We start from the raw sequence: 25,217 nt of genomic DNA on the forward strand, positions 1-25,217 counted from the left end.
AATGAATGAAGATCGGAGCTACAAACTTACTATTTGGACTTCGGGTTATTCTTTGATGCTGCTCTGGCCATAATAATCGTCAGTATAGCGGATACCAATGGCTTCAACTTTTGGGAAGGAACTTCCTAATTTGCCATTCCCAAACATTTGCCGGTAGAATTTTACTTGTACCAGGGCTTCGCAACCATCTTTACGGGCTCTCTTTTTAACCCGTTTTAACACATGTTCAAAGGAGGAAATATTGCTGCCAATGGCCTCATACCGCATGGTTTCCTGATAGGCTCTCGCAGTGGGCTGCGTTACAAACACGTGTACTTCATTAATATAATTGCTTTCTTCTTCTAGTTGCTGCTGTGATACAATCTCTTCGCTACGCTGCAACTGCACACAGGAACAGAGGCTACTTATTAATGCAACGAAAAGGATAGATACCCTTTTGCTGCGTATACTTACGTTCATACTGGGATTAATTTACTTACACATTAAAATTAAATTAAAGGGAGGGATAAAAATCGTCACTTTCCGGGGATTGATAACAGGTGTAACATAATTGCCAAAAATTAAGGGTTACCCGGAATTTATCAGAGTTTTTGTTGCTTTTTCTCTATTTTTGCGGCTGTCTACCAATCATCATCCCGTATACATTCATGCATCCATCCACCGAAGCACACCTCCCAACCGTAGAAACAGCCCGGAAATTAGGCTTATTAACTGAGGAATTTGAGAAAATCAATCAGATACTGGGGCGTACTCCTAATTTCACTGAACTGAGCATCTTCTCCGTCATGTGGTCAGAACATTGTTCCTATAAAAATTCTATTGTCTGGCTGAAAACATTGCCTAAGGATTCTCCCAGAATGCTGGCAAAAGCCGGGGAAGAAAATGCAGGACTGGTGGATATCGGCGATGGACTGGCTTGCAGCTTTAAAATAGAATCACACAACCACCCTTCTGCCATCGAACCTTATCAGGGAGCAGCTACGGGCGTTGGCGGAATTAACCGGGATATTTTTACGATGGGTGCCCGTCCGATTGCCCAGCTGAATTCACTGCGTTTTGGCAATTTAAAACTTGACAAAACCCGGCGTTTGTTAAAAGGAGTAGTCAGAGGAATCGGCAATTATGGCAATGCATTTGGAATTCCTACGGTAGGAGGCGAAGTGTTTTTTGATGATTCCTTTAATGTGAATCCACTTGTAAATGCCTTCTCTGCCGGCATTGTCAAAACAGATCAGGTGGCCAAAGCTATTTCTTATGGGGTAGGTAATCCAGTGTTTATTGTGGGATCGGCTACCGGAAAAGATGGGATACATGGCGCTACTTTCGCTTCCGAAGATATTGGCGAACACTCCGCTGAAAAATTGCCTGCTGTACAGGTAGGCGATCCTTTCCAGGAAAAACTCTTGCTGGAAGCTACCCTGGAAGTGATTGCCAGCGGTAATGTAATTGGTATCCAGGATATGGGTGCTGCCGGGATTATCTGTTCAACTTCAGAAATGAGTGCCAAAGGCGAACATGGCATGGAAATACATTTAGATAAAGTTCCTACCAGGCAGGCGAACATGGTGCCGTTTGAGATATTATTATCTGAATCGCAGGAGCGGATGCTGATCGTAGTGAAAAAGGGCAAGGAAGCAGAAACGCAGGCTATATTTGATAAGTGGGATTTGAACTGCGCTCAGATCGGAACCGTAACCGATACCAAACGTCTCCATTTTTACATGCATGGCGAACTTGCCGCTGATGTTCCAGCTGATGATTTAGTACTTGGTGGAGGCGCCCCGGTATATCACCGGGAATACAGAGAACCTGCCTACTACAAAAAATACCAGCAATTCGATATACAGTCGGTTAAAGATTTTGAAAATACAGAAGCCATCAGTGAAGCAGCGAAACACATCTTATCTCATACCAATATAGCTTCCAAAAAGTGGGTATACGAGCAATATGATTCTATGGTAGGCATCGCTAACCGGAGTACCAATGCGCCTTCTGATGCTGCCATTGTGCGGGTGCTTGGTTCTGATAAATCCATTGTAATTACTGTCGATTGTAATTCCCGGTATGTACAGGCCGATCCGGAACAGGGCTGTGCCATTGCTGTAGCCGAAGCAGCCAGGAATATTGTATGCAGTGGCGGAGAGCCTGTTGCCATTACCAATTGCCTTAATTTTGGAAATCCGTATGTGCCTGAAGTATACTGGCAGTTTGTAGGTGCTATCAAAGGAATGAAAAAAGCCTGTGAGAAGTTTTCAACGCCTGTAACCGGAGGAAACGTGAGCTTTTATAATCAGTCATCTGACGAAGGGCCTGTATTTCCAACGCCAACTATTGGAATGCTGGGTTTGATGGAAAACCCTGCTAACCAGATGACACTCGATTTTAAAAAGGCTGGAGATCTGATCTATCTGGTCGGAGCGTCGAGAAATGACCTGGCAAGTTCGCAATATTTGTATTCTTACCTGGGCGTAAAAGAATCGCCAGCACCACATTTTGACCTGGAAGACGAATTTGCTGTTCAGGCAGTAATTAAAGATTTAGTTACTAAACGGATGATCGAATCGGCGCATGATGTATCAGATGGTGGTTTGTTTGCAGCATTGGCAGAATCGGCGATGCCCCGTGGATTAGGATTTAATATCAACCCTGATAAGAATATACGCCTGGATGCTTTTCTATTTGGTGAAAGCCAAAGCCGGGTAGTGGTTTCTGTAACACCAGAAGGGAATGATGCTTTTGTTAAAGCGATGCAGGCCACACAGGTTAAATTCAGCTTGCTGGGTAAGGTACATGCAGCAGATTTCCGCCTGGAAGAAAAACCATTGCTCACTTCTGCTGGTGCAAAGGAATTGTATGATAATGCGCTTGGAAAAATTATGGAAGCATAATTCGAAGAAAGCGGATAGCTTGCTTATACCTGGAAAATATGAATCTGGTTTTACCGATAGCCACTTCCGTTAAGAAGTGGCTATTATTTGTGATGTGCGATGGGCGTATTTTTCATAGTTAGCTCTCAAGCCATACACCAGCAAAGCCAGTACAGCCATACTACTTTCAATAAGGAGCCATTGCTGCCCAAATTCACCCAGATTTCCTTCTGCAAAAATCGTAATGAGCCTCGAAATGGCATATAAACTGCACAGCAAGGCCATACACAGTAAACCTTGTTTTGAGTTTTTTATGGCCAGATATACCAGAATGATACAAATGGTAAGACCAGCACCACCATATACGCCCCGTATCGAACTGTAAGCATCTGTATTGGGTAACGAAACGCCTACCAGAGCCATTACAGACTGAGGATTGATAAAGGCCATGATGCTTACCATCAGAATGCCGCTGGCACACAGGCCAATCAGGCATAGGGACAAAACGTGCAATATTTTTTTAGTAGTCATAAGTGTTATATTTATATGCACAAAATAAGCCTACATGGAAACAACACGCTTTTCTTATTGCGACACAGAGATAGCCATTTTACGACATGCAGGTACACAATGAAATTCTCCGGACCATCGCCCGGAATTGCACCTATTTTAGCATAAGGGAGGAAGAAGTATATCGTCATGCAGGAATTTCTGTTGATTCCATTCTGCTGCCAGATGGTATGCAGCCCTGGGAAACGGGCATTAAATTATGGGAGAGTGCGCTGGCACTTACCGGATACCGGCTGATTAGTTTGAGCTTTGGTAAGAATATTACCTTCTCTGTGCTTGGATGGATTGCTCCCCTTACCTCCAGCAGTCCGAATTTAAAGTTAGCTTGGAAGAGTTTTACAGAGTTTTTTCCCTTAATGGGCGATATGTTCAGCTATGCAATCCAGGAAAATGCCGAGGGAGAAGTAAGCGTATTGTACCAGCCGGCTGCCAGCTGGGTTGAATCTAGTCCGTTAACGGCTGCATTAGCTACCGAACATGCCATGAGCTTGACGCTCTCTTTATCAGGATATTTAAGCGGAAAGTTTATTAAACCTATGCGTACTACTTTTTCCCATCCGGTTGAAAATCAATACCAGCCAGCTTATCAAGAGTTTTTCGGCGCCGTACAATTCAATCAGCCGGAGAATGCGCTTATATTTGACAAAGCTACCGCTCAGCTTCCTTTAATTTCGGCCAATCCACTTATGTATGAAAATATGCTGCAAGTATGCAGGGAGAAGCTTCGGCAACTGGAAGGAAAATCAGGATATGCCAGTAAGGTGCTTCGGATTCTTCATAGCAAACAAGCCTATTATAATCCTAAACTGGAGGAAGTAGCGGCTATGTTGAATATGAGTGCCCGCACTTTACAACGGAAGTTGAAAGATGAAAATCAAACCTATCAGCAATTGCTGGAACAATACCAGATCGAAATGGCCTCACAACTGCTTTCCCGTCCTGGCATGCAAATTCAGGAAGTAGCCTTTTTACTCGGATTTACCAGTCTGCAAAATTTCAGCCGGGCATTCAAGCGAAAAACCGGAATCAGCCCAACAAAGGTCAGGCAAACTAAATAAAATGAGTAGCCAGTTTACAAACAAAGTAGGTAGGATACAATCTTTGATTATCGGATGTCTTCCCGGCTGACTTCGTTGATTTCATATTCAGTGGCGTACTCTTTTGGAATAATAGGCTTGCCTGAAAATATAGAATACGATTTAGCGAAAGAAGCTCCATAAAATAAGATCATGGAGGAATAAAAAATAAATAAAAGCATGATCACTATAGAACCGGCTGCTCCATACACTGAGGTCACCCCACTATTTACCAGCAGTTTTCCCAGAATCATTTTACCTATTTCAAACAGCAGTGCTGTTAACCCGGCACTCAGCCATATTACTCTCCAGGGAGTATCGGCATCTGGCAGGTATTTAAAGATGATGGCAAACCAGATCATAGCGATCAGCGCAGTAATCAAGTGATTTCCCCCATGTACTAAGGATACATAATATTCAGGAATGAGCTTTACCAGATATTTACCCATCAATACCAGGCTTGTATCCCAGATAAGGGAAGATAAAACAAGTAAACCTGTACAAATAATAATCAGCAGTGCCATGAGCCGGTTTTTGATCATACGGGAAAGACGGCTTCTTCTGCTGGTATGTTTTAGTTGAATGTCCCACAATTCATTAATAGACTGCTGCACAATCATAAAAAGCGTAGTCGATACAAAACAAAGGAAAAGTACACCCATGGCAGTAAACAAATAGGAACCACTTTTTACCTCAATGTTGTGGAAAATTACCTGTAATTGCCTGGCAGTCGCTTTTCCAAAAGCTTCACTTAATTCTTCGAAGAATTCGCCACTCACAATTTCTTCACTAAACACAAAGCCCAATAGATGGATCAACAGAATGAGAATAGGAGGGAGGGCAAAAATGGTGAAAAATGCGACAGATGAAGATAAACGCAAAGGATCATTTCTTTTAAATCTGGCAAAAGCATCTATAAAAACCGGAATGATTTTCCTGACGGAAACAAGTATTTTTTCCATGAATGCTGCGCAGCCATATAAAAAGCCTGAAGGATATACGCATAAGAAATCATTCCGTTGGAATCCCGGTCATTTTTGCAAAAAGTTAATTTTAGGTATTATAGTATTGCAGGGCAGCGACTTACCCTTTCCAGCCCAGCAGATGTACCTTACCATTGTAAAAAATAGCACCTCTGCATTTTTGACACTCTATTAAAACTATGGTGAGATTATTCCTGGAAAAGATATGTGCTATTGCTAAATAATTTTATCAATTTATTTAGAATGCCTTGTATAGAAGGGATATTTACAGATAGAAGACAAATCCTATGCATAGGGTGTTGCTTTTCCTGAAGAAAACCTTACACAGATGATGTAGGGCATTTTTTAACATAAATAGTTTTTTAAACAATCGTTCTTTTGCGATGCAATGATTGGGTGGATGCTATATTGGAATCAGAGAGCATAATCCTCAATAATTATTTTTTTAACCCGGTCAGGTTTTTATTTTTTAACCAATAAACATATTTCTATTCTTAATTAGCTATGAATTTCATCTATAAATTCCAGATCTGGAAACGGCTCTATTTTGTTTTTGGCTTGATTATCTTGCTGAGTGTGGTGAACCTGGTATATAACTTAGATAGCCTGCGTTCATCAGAAGCATCTGTGGTAAAGATGAATGCATCTTTACTAAGTATCGATTACCTGATTGAAGCTGACCGGGATGCCTATCAATCCAGTATTGCCATCAGCCAGTGTTTGCAAAAAGATATATATGAGAATGGAGAATTATTCAATCAACTGCTTGGCGAAATCGAGGAGAATAAGCAGCAGGTAAAAGAACGGTATACACAGTTTTCTGAAACCTTCGATCTGGAAGCCAAAGAAGAATTTACCGCTACAAATGCCACTTTCTGGGACAATTATACCAAGCTGGCTTCCCTTACCGACAAAATTACACGGTATCTGCAGCAGAAGGATTTTGAAAAGGCATCTCTGCTGTATTTTGGAGAATATAAAGATACCTTCAAACCTATGCGGGCAGCCATGAATACATTCACCGAGATACACTTGAAAGAATCGCAGAATTCTTATGAAAACAGTATGGTGATTGGTGAAAAAATCAAGCTTAACTCGATCAGCATTTTTATTGCCATAGTATTTATTTTCATTGTAAGCGGATTTGTACTCACCAGAAGTATTTCCGTTCCTTTATCAGAATCTGTGGATATTACCCAGAAAATCTCATCTGGTGATCTTACCAGGGAAATTGCTGTGCAGGGCAAAGATGAAACCAGCCTCGTATTAGCTGCTCTAAAAACCATGGTTGAGCGTATGGCCACCATTGTAAATGGGATTAAGTCAAGTGCTGATAATTTTCTTTCCAGTAGTACTCAAATCAGTGTATCAGCCCAGCAGATCTCAAATGGAGTAAATGAGCAGGCAGCTGCCAGTGAAGAAATATCTTATTCTATTAAGCAAATAGCCAACAGTATTAATCATAATACCACCAACGCCCGTGAAACGGAAAGTTTAGCCAATAAAGCGGTGGAAAATATTAAAGTGGCCAATGAATCGGTGGAACAAACCATTGATGCCATGCAAGCGATTTTACAAAAAATATCTATTATTAAAGAAATAGCCGGTAAAACCAATTTTCTGGCTATAAATGCGGCCATTGAAGCCGCACATGCCGGTGATGCAGGAAAAGGCTTTGCGGTAGTAGCCAATGAAGTAAAAAAACTTGCCGAACATACCCAAAAAGCAGCCAAAGAAATAGATGCGATCTCGGTAACCAGTGTGGCTGTAGCCGAAGCATCGGGTAAGAAACTAGCCGATCTGATTCCGCAGATCCAGGCAACCGCCAGTTTAGTACAGCAGATCGCACTTTCCAGTACAGAACAGAACTCCGCCGTTGATCAGATCGATACCGCCGTAGACAAACTAACAAAAGTAGTACAGGAAAATGCGGCACTCGCTGAAGAATTAGCTTCCAGTGCAGAAGAACTCACCGGTCAGGCACATAGCCTGATAGAGTCGGTATCCATTTTTAAAACCAATGCAGATACCTATTCAAAAGAAAACAAAAAGTATATCGCTCATTGATCTGCTGCAACCTGATTTTTTACAGAATTACATTTTTATATTAACACTAATGAGAAAGTTTTTACAAACATTTATCTGTATACTATTACCAGCCATCAGTTTTGCCCAGGAAACTTGGTGGGTCAAGCCTGATAGTTTATTTAAGTATGTTCAGCCGATGGCATCTATCCAACTGTGGAGCATTTATACCATGAACGAAAAAGAACGTTTAGTGGCAAATGGACCTCTGGAGCCAGTAAGCAACCGCCTGAATTTTTCCGCACGCAGAGCCAGATTAGGATTTAAAGGAAACCCTTATAAAAACTTCAGTTATTTTCTGATGTTGCATTACGATAACCTGGGCCGGGATAGGTTTAGTGCCACCAGAGCTGGTGTAAATGATGGACAAGTAGGAGTGATCGATGCCTATATGGGCTGGAAAATTTCTAAAAAAAGTGATAAAGCTATTCTCACCTTTGGCTATTTCCGTCCGCAGATCAGCCGGGAAAGTATTACAGGTGATCTGATTGCCAATTCCTTCGACAAATCGCTGGCACAGTCCTATATCAGGCAGCATATGGTTGGCAAGAGTTTTGGCCGGGCTTTGGGCCTCAACCTGGGCGGACAAAAAACCGAAGGTAAATTTGGGGTAAACTATAATGTGGGGATATTTAATAATAATACTACCGGACCTTCTACCGAAACGGCCGGAAAATACTGGAGCCCTTTACTGGCTGGCAGACTTGCCCTTACTTTTGGCGATCCGGAAATGGACAAATATAGCATCAACTATAATGTTAATTTTTTTAACAAACGTAAAGGTATCACGGTTGCCCTGAATGGTACCTCACAGGCCAGAACAGATGTTTTTAAATATAACCATATCACTGGTATAGATGTGTTGCTCAATTATAATAATCTCAATATTGACGGAGAGTGGTTCTGGCTGGACCGGAATCTGGAGGGTACCAAGTTTCAGGCACAAACCGGGCATATCCGGCTGGGTTACAACTTGATTGTGAAGCGAAAAATATTTCTGGAGCCTGTGCTGATGACTTCAGTTTTTTATGGCGATACCGGCGGACAGTTTAAAGGAGAAGATAAAGAATACAATGCAGGTATCAACTGGTACCTGAATAAAAACAATTTAAAACTAAGCCTTCATTATGTATGGCAGGATGGACATGGCAAAAATGGGTTTACAGATGGAGTAAGCTTTCAGAAAGGCAACTATGCCGGTCTGGGATTTTTGCTGATGCTATAAACGGCAAATATTTTTACTACTTATGAAAAAGCCTCTGCCTAAGTTCAAAGCTTAGATAGAGGCTTTTTATTTACATTATTTATATGGTTTGGTCTATATAACTGATAACTAGTGCACTAATAACCAATAAGTTTTAATGACGTTTGCTGATTCTATTTAAGGAAACACTTTTTTGTCGGCTGCATTTAAATCTATCTACTTCTTCTAACCGTTTGCCCAGATGCTTGGTTACCCTGCCTTGTACCCGGCTTCGCCACATTCTCCAGGATGACGGCTTTAAATGCTTGCGCATCAGCACAATTACTTCCTGTTCACTTAAACCAAACTGAAATTCAATTGCCTCAAAAGGCGTTCGGTCTTCCCAGGCCATTTCAATAATACGGTCCATATCGGATGAAGTAAGTCGATGTATTTGCTTGTCTGACATAGAGGATCTGATTTGTTAACACGATTATATATTTCAAACAATGGCAACTATGCTTTGTTTAATAAAAAGTTATAAAATTGCCCAGTGAATACATAAAATGCACAAAAAAGCTTACCTACCGGAAAAAATTTGTGAAGTTTGTAACCGTCCGTTTACCTGGCGGAAAAAATGGAAAAACTGCTGGGAGGCCGTAAAATATTGCAGCGATAAGTGCCGGAGCCTGAAAACCATGCCAGCAGAATCCCGTACAGATAAGAAGCCTGCATAATAGTAATATAATATGAATCTGGAAGAAATTGCTGCTAATTTTCGTGCACAATGGGGTCAGGTGGGTACAATTGCCTTGCTGATTATTGCCATCATTGTTGCCCTGATTGCCCATAAAGTCTTATTTAAGTTCCTTGAGAACTGGAGCCGCCGCTCAGAGATGTACTTTGGTCACCTGTTGAATGAATATCTGTATCAGCCGACCAGGTATATATTAATTCTGTTGGCGATCGTAATTATTTCGCCCGCTTTAGGTATAGAGTTGGATCATGTGATCGGGCATATTCTTACCGTATTGCTGATTGCAGCCGTAGCTAATTTGTGTATCCGGATCATAGGAATGATCCGGGAAATACTGGTGAAGAATTATGATGTAAAGGCAGAAAATAACCTTCATGCCAGGAAAATGTTTACGCAATTCCGCATTATCGAACGCCTCGCAGTTTTCCTGATCGTGATTTTTGCCATTGCTATCGCGCTGATGACCTTTGAAAAGATCCGGGAAGTGGGCGTAAGTCTGCTGGCTTCGGCTGGTATTGTAGGTATTATTGTGGGTTTTGCTGCCCAGAAAAGTCTGGGTACTATCCTGGCTGGTATCCAGATTGCTATTGCACAGCCCATCCGTATTGATGATGTAGTGGTAATAGAGGGAGAATGGGGCCGGGTAGAAGAAATTATGCTTACCTATGTAGTACTGAAACTGTGGGATGAACGCCGCCTGATTGTGCCTATCAACTATTTTCTGGAAAAACCCTTTCAAAACTGGACAAGAACGTCCACTGAACTGATTGGAACGGTGTTTCTATTTACAGATTACTCAACGCCGGTAGAGAAGCTAAGGGAGGAATTCAACCGGATTTTGAATGAAACGCCATTGTGGGATAAACGTACCGCTGCCTTACAGGTAACCAATGCTACCGAGAAAACGATAGAGATCCGGATGATAGCCAGCGCAAGCAATTCGGGAAACTCTTTTGATTTACGCTGTCTGATACGTGAAAAGATGATTCAATTTCTAAAAAAAAACTATCCCAATAGTCTGCCACATACCAGAATGGAACTGAATCCGGTAGCTGAAAATAAGACTGCTGAGTCCATTTCAGACCTTTCTATACAGCAAGCCAGAGGATAAACAGACTATGGCCGATAAGGATTAGTTCCAAGATATAGGTCAGTGTAAATGAGTTGATTTATTATCTTCCCATCACCCCTGGCCAACGACTATTGATTGTTGAAAATGAAATAGGCAGACTATAAAAAAACAACTATTTTATATGTTTTTTCTTTGTTTTCTTTAAAAGAATGTATATTGTACTATAAATTTTTGAATCTTCACCAAACGACACACCTATGCCCCGCCTGATAACCATATCTAACAGATTGCCTATATCGGTAAAACTTGTAGATGATAATTTTGTGTATACCACGAGTGTAGGCGGCTTAGCTACCGGCTTAAGCTCTACTGATACTGTTAAAGAAAATTACTGGGTAGGCTGGCCCGGCAGTACCATAGAAGCACCTAAAGATCAGGCTGAACTTAAGCAGAAACTCAATGCGGACAATATGCAGCCCGTATTTCTGACCGATCATGAGTATGATAACTTCTATGAAGGATTCAGCAATAAAACCATCTGGCCGCTTTTTCACTATTTTACCCAGTATACCACCTACAAAAAGTCGTATTGGGAATATTACCGGAAAGTAAACCAGCTTTTCTGTGATGAAATTAAAAAGATCGCCCAGCCAGATGATGTGTTCTGGGTACACGATTACCAGTTGATGTTGTTGCCAGGTATGCTGCGTGAAATCTTTCCGGATGCAACCATTGGTTTCTTCCTGCATATTCCTTTTCCTTCCTACGAGATATTCCGGACACTTCCCTGGCGGAAAGAAGTGTTACAAGGCATTCTGGGTTCTGACCTGGTAGGTTTTCATACCTTCGATTATATGCGCCATTTCCTGAGTGCAGCCACCCGTATTCTGGACCTGAACCACCATTTAGGCAGAATTAATATGGCAAACCGGGTAGTAGAAGTAGATTCTTTCCCGATGGGTATTGATTATGATAAATTTGCCAATGCCGTATATGAGAAAGAAACCATTAAAGAGATTATTGAGCTACGGCAGCAATTGGGGAAAGATAAAATAATATTATCGGTAGACCGCCTGGATTACTCAAAAGGTATTCTGGAGCGTATTATTGCTTTTGAACGTTTTCTGGGCAAATATCCCGAATACCAGGGACAAGTTACATTGCTGGTGATTCTGGTGCCTTCCCGTGCGGGGGTAGATCAGTATCAGAACCTGAAAGAGCAGATCGACGAAGCTGTAGGACGGATTAACGGAAAATATAATACCCTGCGCTGGTCACCTATTCACTATTTCTACCGGGCTTTACCTTTCCATACCTTAGCCGCTATTTACTACATGTCGGATGTGGCACTGATTACGCCGCTTCGGGATGGGATGAACCTGATTGCCAAGGAATACATTGCTTCTAAAACCGACCAGACCGGCGTATTGATTCTAAGCGAAATGGCTGGTGCTGCCAAAGAATTGACTGAGGCTATTCATGTAAATCCCAGCGACTGGCACGACATTGTACGGGCTATTCATACGGCACTTACTATGCCGCAACAGGAACAGATCAAGCGCAATGCAGCCATGCAGCAAACCCTGAAACGTTATAATGTGAAACGCTGGTCGCAGGTATTTATGGACAGGCTCCGGGAAGTAAGGCTGGCAACTGAAAAAATAAAGCAAAAGCAGTTTAACGATGAAATTCTGGCCCGCTTGACAAAATCGTATAACGAATCTGATAAACGCCTTTTCTTGCTTGATTATGATGGTACACTAGTTGATTTCCAGGATGATCCTCAAAAAGTTTCTCCGGATGAATACCTTTATAACTTGCTCAAAAAACTCAGCGACCATCCAGAGAATTCAGTGGTAGTGATCAGCGGCCGTGATAAAAATTCGCTTGAGCGCTGGCTGGGAAAACTCAATATTGGCATTATTGCTGAGCATGGCGTATGGTCTAAAGAGCCTAGTGGCGAATGGACGAGGGCAGATATGATCGATCAGGAATGGAAGCAGGAGCTAAAAGGCGTAATGGAAACATTTGTCGATCGTACACCAGGTACGTTCATTGAAGTGAAAGATTATTCCCTCGTATGGCATTACCGCAAGGCAGATCAGGGTCTGGCCGAAATACGGGTGCATGAGTTACTCGAAACCTTATCCCAGTATACTTCCCGTATGCGTCTTCAGATTCTGGAGGGAAATAAAGTAATAGAAGTTAAAAATGCTGGTATCAATAAAGGACATGCTGCCGAAGGATGGGCACAGCGCAATCCGGAAGGCTTTATTCTGGCGATTGGCGACGATTATACAGATGAAGATACCTTTAAAGCCGTAGGTTCATATACCAATGCTTTTACCATTAAAGTAGGCCATAACCAGACAGCGGCTCATTATAATATTGATTCCAACCGGGATGTGCTACGTATTCTGCACGTGCTGAGCGAACAACAAGGAATTGCCTCTGATTATAAAAAGGTAGATATGACAGCCTGATAACCGGTCATTCGGTAATAAAAATAGAGAAAAGACAGCTGCTTTGGCTGTCTTTTCTCTTAACAAGCCTGTAAAGAATTCTTATCTTTGACGCTTAAATTTTAATTCAATGCCTAATACTGAGAAAATGCAGCAACAAGTAATACAACTCATTCAGGGAGACATAACCAAGGTAGAAACAGATGCCATTGTAAATGCTGCTAATTCATCTCTCTTGGGAGGAGGAGGGGTAGACGGTGCCATTCACCGGGCAGGAGGGAGGCAGATTTTGGAAGAATGTATGCAAATACGGGCCAGGCAGGGCGGGTGTGCAACCGGAGAAGCCGTAATTACTACAGCAGGGAAACTACCAGCCAGATTTGTGATTCATACGGTGGGGCCAGTGTGGCAGGGAGGCAACCGCAACGAACCTCAGTTATTGGCCAATGCCTACCGGAACAGTCTGCAACTGGCTCTGGAAAATGATTGCCGCACCATTGCCTTTCCAAATATCAGTACAGGTATTTATGGCTATCCGAAAGAATTAGCGGCTGATGTTGCCATTGCCACTGTAAATCAATATCTTAAAGATCACCCCGGTAGTTTTGATACTATTCTTTTTGTCTGCTTCGATGATGAGAATTTTACTATTTACCAGAAAGCCATTACCGGTTAAGCGCTAATTTTCCGGATACTACCTTTAACTGATAAAAATCATCAGGTGAGCTTGTTTTTGTCATCCTCCGGCAGAAAATCGAAGTCTATATTTACGGTAATCAAATGATGTCTATTCATCCCATGAGGGAAACATAGATATACTTTTCATTTGGTTTAAGTAATAGTAAACCCAGTATGAAACTCACCAAAGAAGAACTGATTCTACAATACAATGTACCAGCGCCTAGATATACCAGTTATCCTACGGTACCCTGCTGGGAGCCACAAACACCAGAACAATTTCAATGGATGCAGGTAGTGGAGCGTACCTTCCAGGAAACCAATGCAGAAAAGGGAATCAGTTTGTACATTCACCTGCCTTTCTGCGAAAGCTTATGTACCTATTGCGGCTGTAATACACGCATTACCAGAAATCACGGTGTTGAACTAGGGTATTTGGAGGCTGTACTTAAAGAATGGGCCATCTATCTGCAAAGTTTTGGTGAAATACCTATCATACGGGAATTGCATCTGGGAGGTGGTACTCCTACTTTCTTCAGTCCTGAAAATCTCAGTCTATTGATAGAGGGGATTTTCAGAAATGCCAGTATTCATCCCGAACATGAATTTAGTTTTGAAGGGCATCCCAATAATACGACTACCTCTCATTTGCAGGTATTATACGACCTGGGCTTCCGAAGGGTGAGTTTTGGCATACAGGATTTTGATAAGAAAGTACAGAGAACTATTAACCGCATTCAGCCTTTCGAAAATGTGCAGCGTGTGACAGAGGCTGCCAGAAAAATCGGATATGCTTCCGTAAATTTCGATCTTATCTACGGCCTTCCTTTTCAGACATTGGCAAGTATTGAAGATACCATCAATAAAGTGGCCTTATTAATGCCCGACCGGATTGCTTTTTATTCCTATGCACATGTACCATGGATTAAACCCGGACAACGGAGCTATACAGAAAAAGATCTTCCAGATGATGTAAAAAAACGGGCTTTATATGAGCTGGGCCTGGAAAAATTCAAGGCTTTGGGTTATGCCGATATTGGAATGGACCATTTTGCACTTCCTGGTGACGCTCTACATCTGGCTATGTTGAACAAGTCTTTGCATCGCAATTTTATGGGCTATACTACCTGCCAGACAGATTTACTTCTGGGACTTGGTACTTCTTCTATCAGCGATGCGAAATATGCCTATTTGCAAAATCACAAGAAAGTGGAAGATTTTAAAAATAGCATTTCGGATGGGCATCTGGCAATACACAAAGGACATTTTCTTTCAGAAGAAGACCTGCTTATTAAAGAATGTATTCTGAGTATTATTTGTAGGGGTGAGGTTTTATGGACACCTCAGTTAAAAGAAGTATTACCTTTTGAATCACACTATCAACTATTACAGATGGAGCAGGAGGGCTTAATAATAGTATCTGCAAAAAGTTTGCAGGTTACTGAGTTGGGTAAAGCGTTTGTGCGGAATATATGTATGGTTTTCGACCGCAGACATCAGGAGATGAATTATCATAAAGAGCAGGTTTTCAGCAAAGCCATTTGATGTTTTCTTTTTCAAAAAAAGAAAATAGTATCGAGAAAAAATAGTCTAAAGAGGCGTTAATTGAATTCAGGATTTTTGATGTGGAAAAGAAGTAAAAGTTAATATTTCTACCTTTCCTTACTAATCACTGATGTAATTATCAAAAAAGTAACACTTTCTCACCTCATTAAAAACCAAGTAGAATTCCTTATAAAAATTTACAAAAGAAAAAGGTAACCAGGGTTACCTTTGTATAATAAGTACAAAAATTAGCATAAAATGAAAAACAGGCCTTTTTTGAGATAGAATAAGCATTCCGGCAAATCCCCTGTATTCAATTAAGAGTAATAATCGGGGTCATAACAGAGGTGAAATACATGAATTATTTGCAATTTTTCCGATTAACTAATACATGTATGGTAAGCGCAGAAAAGTGAATTTCTATTCTAAAAGATTAAATTAGTTTTGTAATGTAAACGACAGAGAAACAGCAGGAAGGAAAGGAGAAAAGACCATTCGTTTGCAATATCAAATAGGTACAAGATCATAGTCATATAAGTTTAGGTTTTAGGTGGTTTGTTTTAACGAAGTCCTCCGGTGGTTTCTGCCGGCGGACTTTTATTTTTAAGCCTTCAAAAGTAAAACGTATATTTGCATCTGTTTTAGTAGTTGCTGATATGAAATAATGTGTGGATAGACTGCTGAGCGCATGTGGCAAAGAATCTTTTACCTCCTAAAAATTAAAGATAATTGTATGATCCGGATAGACACATCTTTACTCGACCAGGTATCTGTTAAAGCCAAAGATTCAGCACGTAAACGCATGAATCATAATTTTCACCAGACTGCTGACGATCTGCTCAACCGGATGCTGAATGCCATGGAACCTGGCACGTATGTATGTCCGCACAAACACGAAAATCCTGATAAACGGGAAGCTTTTATTATTCTCAGGGGTTCGTTTTTGATTGTAGAATTTGATAATGAAGGTACAATTACAGACTATACATTATTAAGCCGTAGCCATGGAGTGTTTGGACTGGAAATTTCTCCCCGGGTATATCATACATTGATTTGCCTGGAACCTGGTTCGGTATTATATGAGTTGAAAGATGGCCCCTATATTCCGGCAAGTGATAAACATTTCGCACCTTGGGCTCCGGCAGAAGGCTCCCCAGAAGCGGCTGCTTATAATCAAAGTATTCTGGAGAAATTACAACCTTCTTTTGCGGGAAGAGAGTAATCAATCGTATGATCCACAGTTAACTGAGATACATTGCATCGGTTGAAAAAATGCCGTTTATAGATTTTACGATTAATTTTAAGTCTATCGTGTATTAATTTTAGCTATTTCCTTGCAATAATGAATGAAATTTCTTCATTTATAAATACAATAAAAATTAAAGTTTTGAGTTAAAATAACAAATTATCTTAGTAGAAACCATTTATACTGAAGTACTTATTTTTAGCACAAATATTCAATATCTAACGTTTAACCTTATTTGAATCATTCAGTTTCCCTGAATGAAAACCTTATTTTTTATGAAATGGCTCGTTTTAACCTTAGTAATTCTTACTTGTTCTCAGCAGGCGATTCTTGCTCAGAATGTAACTGATTCTCTTTCACAGCAAAAAACTGCTCCAAAACCTAAGGTAGAATATGCTCCTACTGGTGGCAATAATAGTCTGGCCAAACAGTTTTTTAGTCTCAGAGATAAATCGAATTCTTACCAGGAGTATAAAGTAATTAAACAAACCAGTTTAAATACGTTCTGGAAAAATGTGCAGGATACGCTGACACAAGCCAGAAAACAATTGCAGGCCATACAAGGCAATACCAATAGCCAGTTACAGGCTGTACAAGCCAAAATGGATGGGCAGCAGGCTGAGTTAACCAGACTCAAGTCTAGTGTAGCTGAAAGGGATGAGAAACTCAAAACCATTGCCTACAATACCGACCGCATTAACGTGTTTGGCCTTAATTTGCTTAAAGACACGTATATTTATCTGAATATAGCTATTATCTCTATACTGGTGCTATTACTGGGAGGAGCCATCTATAAATACAAAGACAGCAATAAAGTAGCTGTATCGAAAGTAAATGAGTTTGAAACTGTGAAGTCGGAATTGAACGGATGCAGACAAAAATTGCGTGAAAGGGAAACAGTTATGGGCCGGGAATTGCAGACAGAGCGCAATAAAATAGAAGAACTTAATCAGACAATTGCTTCCCTTAAAAAGAAAGTCCATTGATTTTATAGTTATTCGATCTAAAATGGAAAAGCCGGTGAATAGCCGGCTTTTCCATTTTAGTACATTTTTATAGTAAAATTTTATCCATCAGGCTTGTATATTGCTTAAGCTATTGTAGCTTTGCAGCCTCATGAACAGAGTTGCTCGCAATATTTCCTTTTCCCCATTAGGCATTCACAGCCTGCACCATTCCTCGTAAGGAGGAGAAAATAGCTACATCATTCACTATCCGTGTGCATACCAATGCATGTATAATTCAGCAGAAGATTTATTCTCTTGCAAATAAGCTATACATTCGCATAAAATTCAGGCTTGCGCACATACAGAGCTTTTCAAACATTCTCAATCAACAAAAAGTAACTTATTTCGGAGGCAGTAACAGCCAAAGAATGAGGTTATGCTAACATAGAATTCATTGCAAGAATATGGAAGATAAAATCCGGATTGCCATTCAAAAATCAGGCAGGCTCAGTGAAGATTCCCTGAAGCTGGTAAAAGAATGCGGCATTCAGTTTAATAATGGGACAGGTAAATTAAAATCAGAAGCAGATAATTTTCCGGCTGAGTTTCTGTTTCTCAGAGATGATGATATTCCTGGCTATGTAGCTGACGGCGTAGCAGATATAGGGATTGTAGGCGAAAATGTAGCCGTAGAAAAAGACAAAAATACAGTGACAGTCCATCGACTGGGTTTTTCCAAGTGCCGCTTATCTCTGGCCATTCCCAGAGCCGGTGAATACACTGGAATAGAATGGCTGCGTAATACCAATATTGCTACTTCTTACCCAAAAATACTTTCATCTTTTCTGGAAAAACACCAGATACAGGCACAAATCCATGAGATCAGTGGTTCGGTGGAAATTGCGCCCAGTATTGGTCTGGCCGATGCCGTGTGTGACATTGTAAGTTCTGGCAGCACCCTGATGAGCAATGGACTGAAAGAAGTAGAAGTGATTTTCAAATCCGAAGCTATACTCATTGCTCATCCGCAATTGAATGCAGCCCGGCAACGCATCCTCGACCAGTTCCTGTTCAGAATCAAATCGGTACAAGCAGCTAAAAATAATAAATATATTCTGCTGAATGCGCCTAATGAATCTATTCCCAGGATTATAGATATTCTGCCTGGCATGAAAAGTCCGACGATTGTACCGCTGGCGATGTCTGGGTGGAGTTCTATTCATTCGGTAATCAATGAAAATGAATTCTGGCAGATCATTGAGAATCTCCGGGATGCTGGCGCACAAGGAATACTGGTAGTTCCCATAGAAAAAATGATTTTATAATCCTACAAACCGAACATACATGCGTATTATTAAATATCCGCAAGCCTCCGAATGGCCGCAGCTTTTAGCCAGGCCAGTAATGGATATAAGTAAGATAGAGGCTATTGTAGCGCCTATTTTAGAGCAAGTGAAAAACGGCGGAGATGAAGCCTTGCGGAAATTAACCCTGCAGATTGATAAGGTAGTCTTAGAACATCTACAGGTTACGCCGGCAGAAATTGCGGAAGCGCACAAGCAGGTGAGTGTAGCATTGAAAAATGCCATTGCAAGCGCTAAAAGCAATATAGAAAGATTTCATCAGGCTCAGCAGCCCCAGACCATAGAAAAAATAGAAACACAGCCTGGCGTAGTGTGCTGGCGCAAAAATGTAGGGATACAAAAAGTAGGCTTATATATTCCTGGAGGAACCGCTCCTTTATTTTCAACGGTACTGATGCTGGGAATTCCGGCGGCCATTGCCGGTTGCCAGGAAATTGCACTTTGTACTCCTGCTAACCGTTCCGGGCAGGTACATCCAGCCATTTTATATGCAGCAGACATCGTAGGCATCCGGAAGATTTATAAGATCGGTGGCGCTCAAGCTATTGCTGCCATGGCCTATGGGACAGAAAGTATTTCTAAAGTATTTAAAATATTTGGCCCTGGCAATCAGTACGTAACAGCTGCCAAACAATTAATTAACAAAGAAGGTATCGCCATAGATATGCCAGCTGGTCCTTCAGAAGTAGCCGTTTATGCTGATGATTCTGCTCATGCGGGCTTTATTGCGGCTGATTTACTTTCACAGGCTGAACATGGCACAGATAGCCAGGTGATACTGGTGTCTGCCTGCGAACAATTAATTAATCAGGTAAAAGAGGAAGTAGATACACAATTGAAGGTGCTTCCGAGAGCCAATCTGGCGGAACAGGCATTAGCCAACAGCAAGGCTTTTCTGGTACATACGCAGGAAGAAGCGATTGATTTACTGAATGAATATGCAGCCGAACACCTTATTCTGGCTACAGCCGATGCAGAGATTGTAGGGGAAAAGATTGTGAATGCCGGCTCTGTTTTTCTGGGAAATTATACACCCGAATCTTGCGGAGATTATGCTTCTGGTACCAATCATACCTTACCAACCAATGGTTTCGCTAAAGCATACAGTGGCGTTTCGGTGGATAGTTTTGTAAAGAAAATTACGTTTCAGCATATTAGCCCGGAGGGATTGCTGCAACTGGGACCGGCTGTGGAAGAAATGGCGGCTGCGGAAGAACTACTGGCACATAAAAATGCCGTGAGCATCCGGTTAAAACAGCTGGCAACTAGCTGATTTTATATTGAATATACCCAAAAGCCTTACAAATTTTATGGATAAAATACCTGTTTTCAAACCTTACTTTTAAATACTTAAGGACATGTTTGACCTGAAAAAAATACTTCGTCCCCACATACTTACCTTAACGCCTTATGCTTCTGCCAGAGATGAGTATGCAGGCACTGAAGGCATTTTTCTGGATGCCAATGAGAATCCTTTGGGTTCGGTAACGCCACAGCCATACAACCGTTATCCTGACCCTTATCAGTGGAGCCTGAAAGAAAAGATTTCTTCCATCCGGAATGTGCCGGCTAAACAAATTTTTCTGGGAAACGGAAGCGACGAAGCCATAGATCTGATCATTCGTGCCACCTGTACACCAGCTCAGGATGAAGTAATTTTGCTGCCGCCTACCTATGGCATGTATGAGGTGAGTGCCAATATTCATGAGGTGCGTCTGGTAAAAGTGCCACTAACTCCGCAATTTCAGATTGATGTGCCAGCTGTACTGAAAGCCATTACGCCCAGAACTAAACTTATTTTCCTGTGTTCCCCCAATAATCCAACCGGTAATCTGCTTCGCAAAGAAGATATGCAGCAGATTATTAAGCAATTTAATGGACTCGTAGTAGTAGATGAGGCATATATTGATTTTGCACCGGAACATACATTTGTGAGTAAATTACAGGAATATGAAAATCTGGTAGTACTGCAAACTTTCTCAAAAGCCTGGGGATTGGCTGGCTTGCGGCTGGGAATGGCCTTTGCCTCGGAGGAAATTGTGCAGGTATTGAATAAATTGAAGCCACCCTATAATATCAGTATTCTCACCCAGGAAGTAGTAGAAAAGTATATTGACAATATTGCGGCAAAAGATAGAATGGTAACGCAAATTCTTAGTGATAAGCAGTTACTTATTCAACATTTACAACAACTTCCTATTGTTGAGAAAATTCACCCTTCTGATGCTAACTTTCTGCTCGTAAAGGTATCGGATGCCAGTTCCGTTTATCGCCATCTAGTTAACGACCGGATTATTGTGAGAGACCGTTCTAAAGTTATTCTATGCGAAGGTTGTTTGCGGATTTCCGTTGGCAATGGAGAAGAAAACAATCAACTGGTAACAAGCCTCAAATCCTTTTCTAAGATGGTATCTGTATAGCAGATTCCGGAGTTTTCCTGGTATATCATACATTAGTTGAGGCATACATCTGTTTATGGGTACTGTATTATACTTTTAATCCCTAGAAATCCTTTTATTTTTGTTCGGGCTGCATACAGGTCAGCCTATTACTAAATAAGTGTTTCTTTTTATAAAGTATTAACAGGTAACTAATCAACCAGATGAAACAATTAATTGTACTTTTCGCTTGTATATTCACTTTAGGAATAGGTAGCGTACATGCCCAGCAAAAGGAATGGGCTATAGGTTTACGTTTAGGCGACCCCTCCGGACTGAATATCAAAAAATATTTTGGTAAAAATAATGCTTTCGATTTGAGCATTGGAAGTTATGGTAATTTCTATGGCCGAGGCCGTAGCTACCGGAGCGGCTATTATGGGAATGCCGGTATTGCCATTATGGGAAATTACCTCTGGCAAAAAAATATCCCCAATGCCAACGGACTGACCTGGTATTACGGCTTAGGAGGTATGTTTAGTTCCCGCCGGTATTATGTGTATGACAGTAGCAAACGTGTGTATTCTTCGAATGTAGCCTTGGGTGCTACCGCTACAATTGGCCTTGAATATTTTATTCCTAATACACCTATCTCTTTTTTCGGTGACGTTTCAGCCTATGTAGAAATCGTTCCAGCTCCTTTCTGGATAAACTTACCTCTGGGCATTGGCGGAAGGTTCAATTTTTAATTGATTTACTCTCCTATTAATAATTAAGACATTGCCCGGCTTATACAAAGCCGGGTTTTTAGTTTCAAATTCACTTTTGTTCAATTAAATCCATAATTATGAAAAAGCAATTTTTACACATTTTATTTATTATGCTTTTTTTAAGCGTCAACTTTGCCTGCGTGCGGAAAACTGTAGTGGTGAATCAGAGAAAAGACAATGGCAAACACAAAGGCTGGTATAAAAATCCAAATAACCCTCATCATCCGGCTCATGCTTCTAAAGGGAAAGGCAATAATACAACCGTTATTATCAATAACTCAAATAATAATAACAACTCAAACCGGAACAGTTCTAAAGTAAATAATGGAAATAGCAACAGCAGTAAATCCAAAGGCAATAACGGAAATGCTGGTTCAAAAGGCAATAATGGAAATAGTGGTTCTAAAGGCAACAGCGGAAAAGGAAATGGTAAGGGTAATGGTAAAAAATAAAGCAGTTTTATAAATTCAATTTATTGATATACATATCCAGCAGCGCTGGCAACAAAAAAGCAGGTATTTTACCTGCTTTTTTGTTTGATATAGTTTCAAGATTTTACCGCTGATTAGCTATACATTTTTAAGTATAGAGTTATTTACTTAGAATGGTGACTTCTACCCGACGGTTAACGTCCCGACCGTTTAATGAAGTTTCATTAGAAGTGATTGGTTGTTCTTCGCCATATCCTACGGCAGTTAATCTTCGCCTGGTAATGCCTTTCTTCACCAGATAATTTACTACTGATTGCGCCCGTTGCGTTGAAATTGACTTGTTTACTTCCGGGGTACCAATATTATCTGTATGTCCGCCAACTTCCATAGTAACAGTCGTATTATCCTTCAGGAATTGAAAAAGTTTGTCTAGTGCTATTGAACTTTCGGCCAGTAATTTAGCACTGTTAAATTCAAAATAGACACCACCAAGTACTTGTTTGGCACCTACTTGTATTTGTGTCATGCGGGTGCTGGCATCTACAGAATTTACCATAGTAGATTTTAATTCAACTGTACTTCCCTGAAAATCAACTTTCTCATTATATAGTACGGCGATACTGTTGAGCAAATACCCGTCTTTATAAACTTCTACTATAAAATCTCTGGGCTCTCCAGGAATAAACCGGAACACATACTGGCCTTCATCATCTGTATTGGTATTCAGCAAAGTTTCTCTGGAATCTTCCCGTCTGATAATCACCTGGGCACCTTCTATAATGCCGGATGCATCACTCACCACACCTCTGATAGTAAGAGAATCAGCAGGGCGGTACTGCATTTTCACCAGATTCAGATTTTCCACTCTGATCCGCTGCCCCTGTAAGGCCAGGTCGTCGGAAGGAAGGTTTACCTGATAATTTCTGACAATGACAGAAGTATCGCTTTCTGCCAGGGGAATGTTTAATACGTCTAACAGCAATACATCTCCTTCGGCATTTTTGATCTCAACATTATAATTGTAATTAGAACGAAGTTGCAGGGTATAGCGGCCTTCTTCACTCGTTTGCAAAGAAGATTTTACATCTGCTTTCCGTTGAGCGGTAAAATTCATGGTAAAATCCTGTAATGGAATCCCGGAACGGCGGTCGGTAATGAGGCCTTTTACATTTACATTGCCGAATGGTTTGATAGTAAAAATATCTTCTTCGCCAGTAGTGCCGTTGCGGTTAGATGTAACATAGCTTATTGTATTCAAACTGTCGGTTACAAAATAAATATCATCAGCAGGAGTGGAAAAAGGGAACCCCAGATTTAATGGTTTACTCCAGGTACGGCTGCCAGGGGAGTAAGTAGTTTTAAATATGTCATATCCACCCATACTGTCGTGTCCTCTGGAACTGAAATAGAGTGTATTGCCATCTGCCGATACAAAAGGAGCATCTTCATCCGCATCCGTATTGATAAGTGCAGGAAGGCGTTCGGGTTCCGACCAGGTGCTATCTTCTGTCTTACGGGATACAAACAGGTCCAGGTTTCCGTTTTTTGATTCCCGGCCGGAAGCAAAGTATACCACCGATTCATCTTTAATTACAAATCCATTTGGTTCAAAACGGGCTGTGTTCAAATAATTATTGAATTTTTTAGGCTTACTCCAGCTGCTTCCCTCTTTCTGTGACATAAACAGCGAACCAAAATTTACTGATTTGTAGACAAGCATCTTATTATCGTTGTCAAACAACTGAACATTGGAGGTATGCTGCCTGCGGCTGTTAATGTTGCGGTCCATTAACTTAGGTTTCGTCCAGATCCCATTTTCATTACTGGATACATACACGTTTTCATAGGAATCGCCTTTGGGCGTAATTTCATCTCCTTGCTTGTTTTCTGTCCGGCGGGAGGTAAAAATCAGGGTTTGCCTGTCTGAAGTTAGTACAGGGCTATGGTCGGAGTAGGTACTATTGAGAGGGGCTCCTAAAGTAACAGAATAGTAATCTGTCGGTCTGGATTGGTATACTTTTCCAAACTGTGTTTGTAAAATCAATTTTCTTACTTCCTCCTGGCGGCTGTCATTTCTGGAAAGATTTTCGAGATACTTATTATAGCTAGCAATGGCTTTATCGAATTGTGAGTCTAAGTGATAAGCACGGCCAAGCCAGTAATAAAAATGTTTATCGGGTTTTCCGTCGAGCTGGAGGTTGTTTTCATAAGTGGTCAGGTATTGTAAAGCGCTTTTACTGCCAAATACCCAAAGCCGGCTGATGCCAGCCTGGTATAAACCCTGCGGATAAAGAGAGTCTATTTTTAGAATCTGCTCATATTGTGCCAGTGCTTTGTGATAATCTTCTGCAGCAAAGTATTTATTACCTCTCTTCAGAAGCCTGTTCATTTGTCCCTTGTTACCTTTCTCAGACTGAGCAACAACATCTGTAAAAAGGCCTGCAAATAGGATAAGCCCCAATAAACTAACTAAAGTATAGTGTCTTTTCATGTGTTCTGGTGATTAGTTTAAGATTGCCAAACTGATCAAAATAGGCTTATTTTTAAGTGAACAATACGAAAGTATGTTTTAAGTAGAAATTAATCAAAAAAATGAATTTAATTTTCAAAAAGTAACTGCATAAAGCAGCTTGCTGGCTCAGGTTAAAACAGGCAAGTAAGCTAATTATAGGCATTTTTGCCTCATTTTAGCATATTATAAGCCTTCGTATACATTTTTCCCCGATATAGATAGAAGTTAAAAAAAAATATCCCCGGCTCAAAAAGCCGGGGATATTTGAAAGAAAAATGATGATGAGCGTAT

General features: G+C 40.8%; 21 protein-coding genes. 16 read left to right on the plus strand and 5 right to left on the minus strand.

Features of this window, described 5'->3' with window-relative positions; translation table 11 throughout:
• Positions 1 to 45: 45 nt before the first annotated feature.
• Positions 46 to 459 carry a hypothetical protein gene (locus GXP67_RS27495; protein ID WP_162446097.1) on the minus strand — a complete coding sequence of 138 codons (414 nt, stop codon included), beginning with the start codon at positions 457 to 459 and terminating at the stop codon, positions 46 to 48.
• A gap of 188 nt (positions 460 to 647) precedes the next feature.
• On the opposite strand from GXP67_RS27495, the gene purL reads away from it, so the two are divergent.
• Positions 648 to 2,888, plus strand: coding sequence for a phosphoribosylformylglycinamidine synthase subunit PurL (purL, locus tag GXP67_RS27500; protein WP_162446098.1), 2,241 nt, complete (start codon positions 648 to 650; stop codon positions 2,886 to 2,888).
• Between the two features lie 69 nt (positions 2,889 to 2,957).
• Here the strand turns inward: purL and GXP67_RS27505 are convergent, their stop codons facing one another.
• Positions 2,958 to 3,398 (minus strand): DUF4345 domain-containing protein, encoded by a 441-nt coding sequence (locus tag GXP67_RS27505; protein WP_162446099.1) that lies wholly within the window; start codon positions 3,396 to 3,398, stop codon positions 2,958 to 2,960.
• Positions 3,399 to 3,484: 86 nt separating this feature from the next.
• Here GXP67_RS27505 and GXP67_RS27510 point away from each other — a divergent pair, with 86 nt between their 5' ends.
• Positions 3,485 to 4,495, plus strand: coding sequence for an AraC family transcriptional regulator (locus GXP67_RS27510; protein WP_162446100.1), 1,011 nt, complete (start codon positions 3,485 to 3,487; stop codon positions 4,493 to 4,495).
• A gap of 47 nt (positions 4,496 to 4,542) precedes the next feature.
• Here the strand turns inward: GXP67_RS27510 and GXP67_RS27515 are convergent, their stop codons facing one another.
• Positions 4,543 to 5,475 (minus strand): YihY/virulence factor BrkB family protein, encoded by a 933-nt coding sequence (locus GXP67_RS27515; RefSeq protein ID WP_162446101.1) that lies wholly within the window; start codon positions 5,473 to 5,475, stop codon positions 4,543 to 4,545.
• A gap of 525 nt (positions 5,476 to 6,000) precedes the next feature.
• Here GXP67_RS27515 and GXP67_RS27520 point away from each other — a divergent pair.
• Both GXP67_RS27520 and GXP67_RS27525 read left to right on the plus strand, forming a co-directional pair.
• Positions 6,001 to 7,563 carry a methyl-accepting chemotaxis protein gene (locus tag GXP67_RS27520; RefSeq protein ID WP_162446102.1) on the plus strand — a complete coding sequence of 521 codons (1,563 nt, stop codon included), beginning with the start codon at positions 6,001 to 6,003 and terminating at the stop codon, positions 7,561 to 7,563.
• Between the two features lie 49 nt (positions 7,564 to 7,612).
• Positions 7,613 to 8,806, plus strand: a complete 1,194-nt coding sequence (locus GXP67_RS27525) for a porin (RefSeq protein ID WP_162446103.1) — start codon at positions 7,613 to 7,615, stop codon at positions 8,804 to 8,806.
• A gap of 133 nt (positions 8,807 to 8,939) precedes the next feature.
• Here the strand turns inward: GXP67_RS27525 and GXP67_RS27530 are convergent, their stop codons facing one another.
• Positions 8,940 to 9,233, minus strand: a complete 294-nt coding sequence (locus tag GXP67_RS27530; RefSeq protein ID WP_162446104.1) for a TIGR03643 family protein — start codon at positions 9,231 to 9,233, stop codon at positions 8,940 to 8,942.
• Between the two features lie 97 nt (positions 9,234 to 9,330).
• Between GXP67_RS27530 and GXP67_RS27535 the strand changes: the two genes are divergently transcribed.
• From GXP67_RS27535 to GXP67_RS27590, 12 genes are all read left to right on the plus strand, one after another.
• The gene (locus GXP67_RS27535; RefSeq protein WP_162446105.1) at positions 9,331 to 9,501 is read left to right on the plus strand and encodes a DUF2256 domain-containing protein; all 171 of its coding nucleotides are present in this window, start codon (positions 9,331 to 9,333) and stop codon (positions 9,499 to 9,501) included.
• Between the two features lie 12 nt (positions 9,502 to 9,513).
• On the plus strand, positions 9,514 to 10,632 hold the full coding sequence (locus GXP67_RS27540; protein ID WP_162446106.1) for a mechanosensitive ion channel family protein: 1,119 nt from the start codon (positions 9,514 to 9,516) through the stop codon (positions 10,630 to 10,632).
• Positions 10,633 to 10,850: 218 nt separating this feature from the next.
• Positions 10,851 to 13,076, plus strand: coding sequence for a bifunctional alpha,alpha-trehalose-phosphate synthase (UDP-forming)/trehalose-phosphatase (locus GXP67_RS27545; RefSeq protein ID WP_162446107.1), 2,226 nt, complete (start codon positions 10,851 to 10,853; stop codon positions 13,074 to 13,076).
• A 109-nt stretch (positions 13,077 to 13,185) separates the two neighbouring features.
• On the plus strand, positions 13,186 to 13,731 hold the full coding sequence (locus GXP67_RS27550) for an O-acetyl-ADP-ribose deacetylase (protein ID WP_232064627.1): 546 nt from the start codon (positions 13,186 to 13,188) through the stop codon (positions 13,729 to 13,731).
• A gap of 176 nt (positions 13,732 to 13,907) precedes the next feature.
• Positions 13,908 to 15,278 (plus strand): oxygen-independent coproporphyrinogen III oxidase, encoded by a 1,371-nt coding sequence (gene hemN / locus GXP67_RS27555; protein WP_162446108.1) that lies wholly within the window; start codon positions 13,908 to 13,910, stop codon positions 15,276 to 15,278.
• Positions 15,279 to 16,011: 733 nt separating this feature from the next.
• Complete coding sequence (locus GXP67_RS27560) at positions 16,012 to 16,500, plus strand: WbuC family cupin fold metalloprotein (protein ID WP_162446109.1); 489 nt, start codon at positions 16,012 to 16,014, stop codon at positions 16,498 to 16,500.
• Positions 16,501 to 16,781: 281 nt separating this feature from the next.
• Positions 16,782 to 17,510: a hypothetical protein gene (locus GXP67_RS27565; protein WP_162446110.1), complete on the plus strand. Its 729-nt coding sequence runs from the start codon at positions 16,782 to 16,784 to the stop codon at positions 17,508 to 17,510.
• 425 nt (positions 17,511 to 17,935) lie between these two features.
• Complete coding sequence (gene hisG, locus GXP67_RS27570; protein WP_162446111.1) at positions 17,936 to 18,796, plus strand: ATP phosphoribosyltransferase; 861 nt, start codon at positions 17,936 to 17,938, stop codon at positions 18,794 to 18,796.
• A gap of 19 nt (positions 18,797 to 18,815) precedes the next feature.
• A complete protein-coding gene (hisD, locus tag GXP67_RS27575) occupies positions 18,816 to 20,108 on the plus strand; it encodes a histidinol dehydrogenase (RefSeq protein WP_162446112.1) in 1,293 nt (430 codons plus the stop codon).
• A gap of 85 nt (positions 20,109 to 20,193) precedes the next feature.
• Positions 20,194 to 21,255, plus strand: coding sequence for a histidinol-phosphate transaminase (hisC, locus tag GXP67_RS27580; RefSeq protein ID WP_162446113.1), 1,062 nt, complete (start codon positions 20,194 to 20,196; stop codon positions 21,253 to 21,255).
• A 182-nt stretch (positions 21,256 to 21,437) separates the two neighbouring features.
• On the plus strand, positions 21,438 to 21,962 hold the full coding sequence (locus GXP67_RS27585; RefSeq protein ID WP_162446114.1) for a hypothetical protein: 525 nt from the start codon (positions 21,438 to 21,440) through the stop codon (positions 21,960 to 21,962).
• 98 nt (positions 21,963 to 22,060) lie between these two features.
• The gene (locus GXP67_RS27590; RefSeq protein ID WP_162446115.1) at positions 22,061 to 22,435 is read left to right on the plus strand and encodes a hypothetical protein; all 375 of its coding nucleotides are present in this window, start codon (positions 22,061 to 22,063) and stop codon (positions 22,433 to 22,435) included.
• Between the two features lie 139 nt (positions 22,436 to 22,574).
• Here GXP67_RS27590 and GXP67_RS27595 read toward each other — a convergent pair whose 3' ends face one another.
• Positions 22,575 to 24,905, minus strand: coding sequence for an OmpA family protein (locus tag GXP67_RS27595; RefSeq protein WP_162446116.1), 2,331 nt, complete (start codon positions 24,903 to 24,905; stop codon positions 22,575 to 22,577).
• Between the last annotated feature and the right edge of the window lie 312 nt (positions 24,906 to 25,217).

Origin of the sequence: Rhodocytophaga rosea, from assembly GCF_010119975.1 — a bacterium.
Classification (GTDB): domain Bacteria; phylum Bacteroidota; class Bacteroidia; order Cytophagales; family 172606-1; genus Rhodocytophaga; species Rhodocytophaga rosea.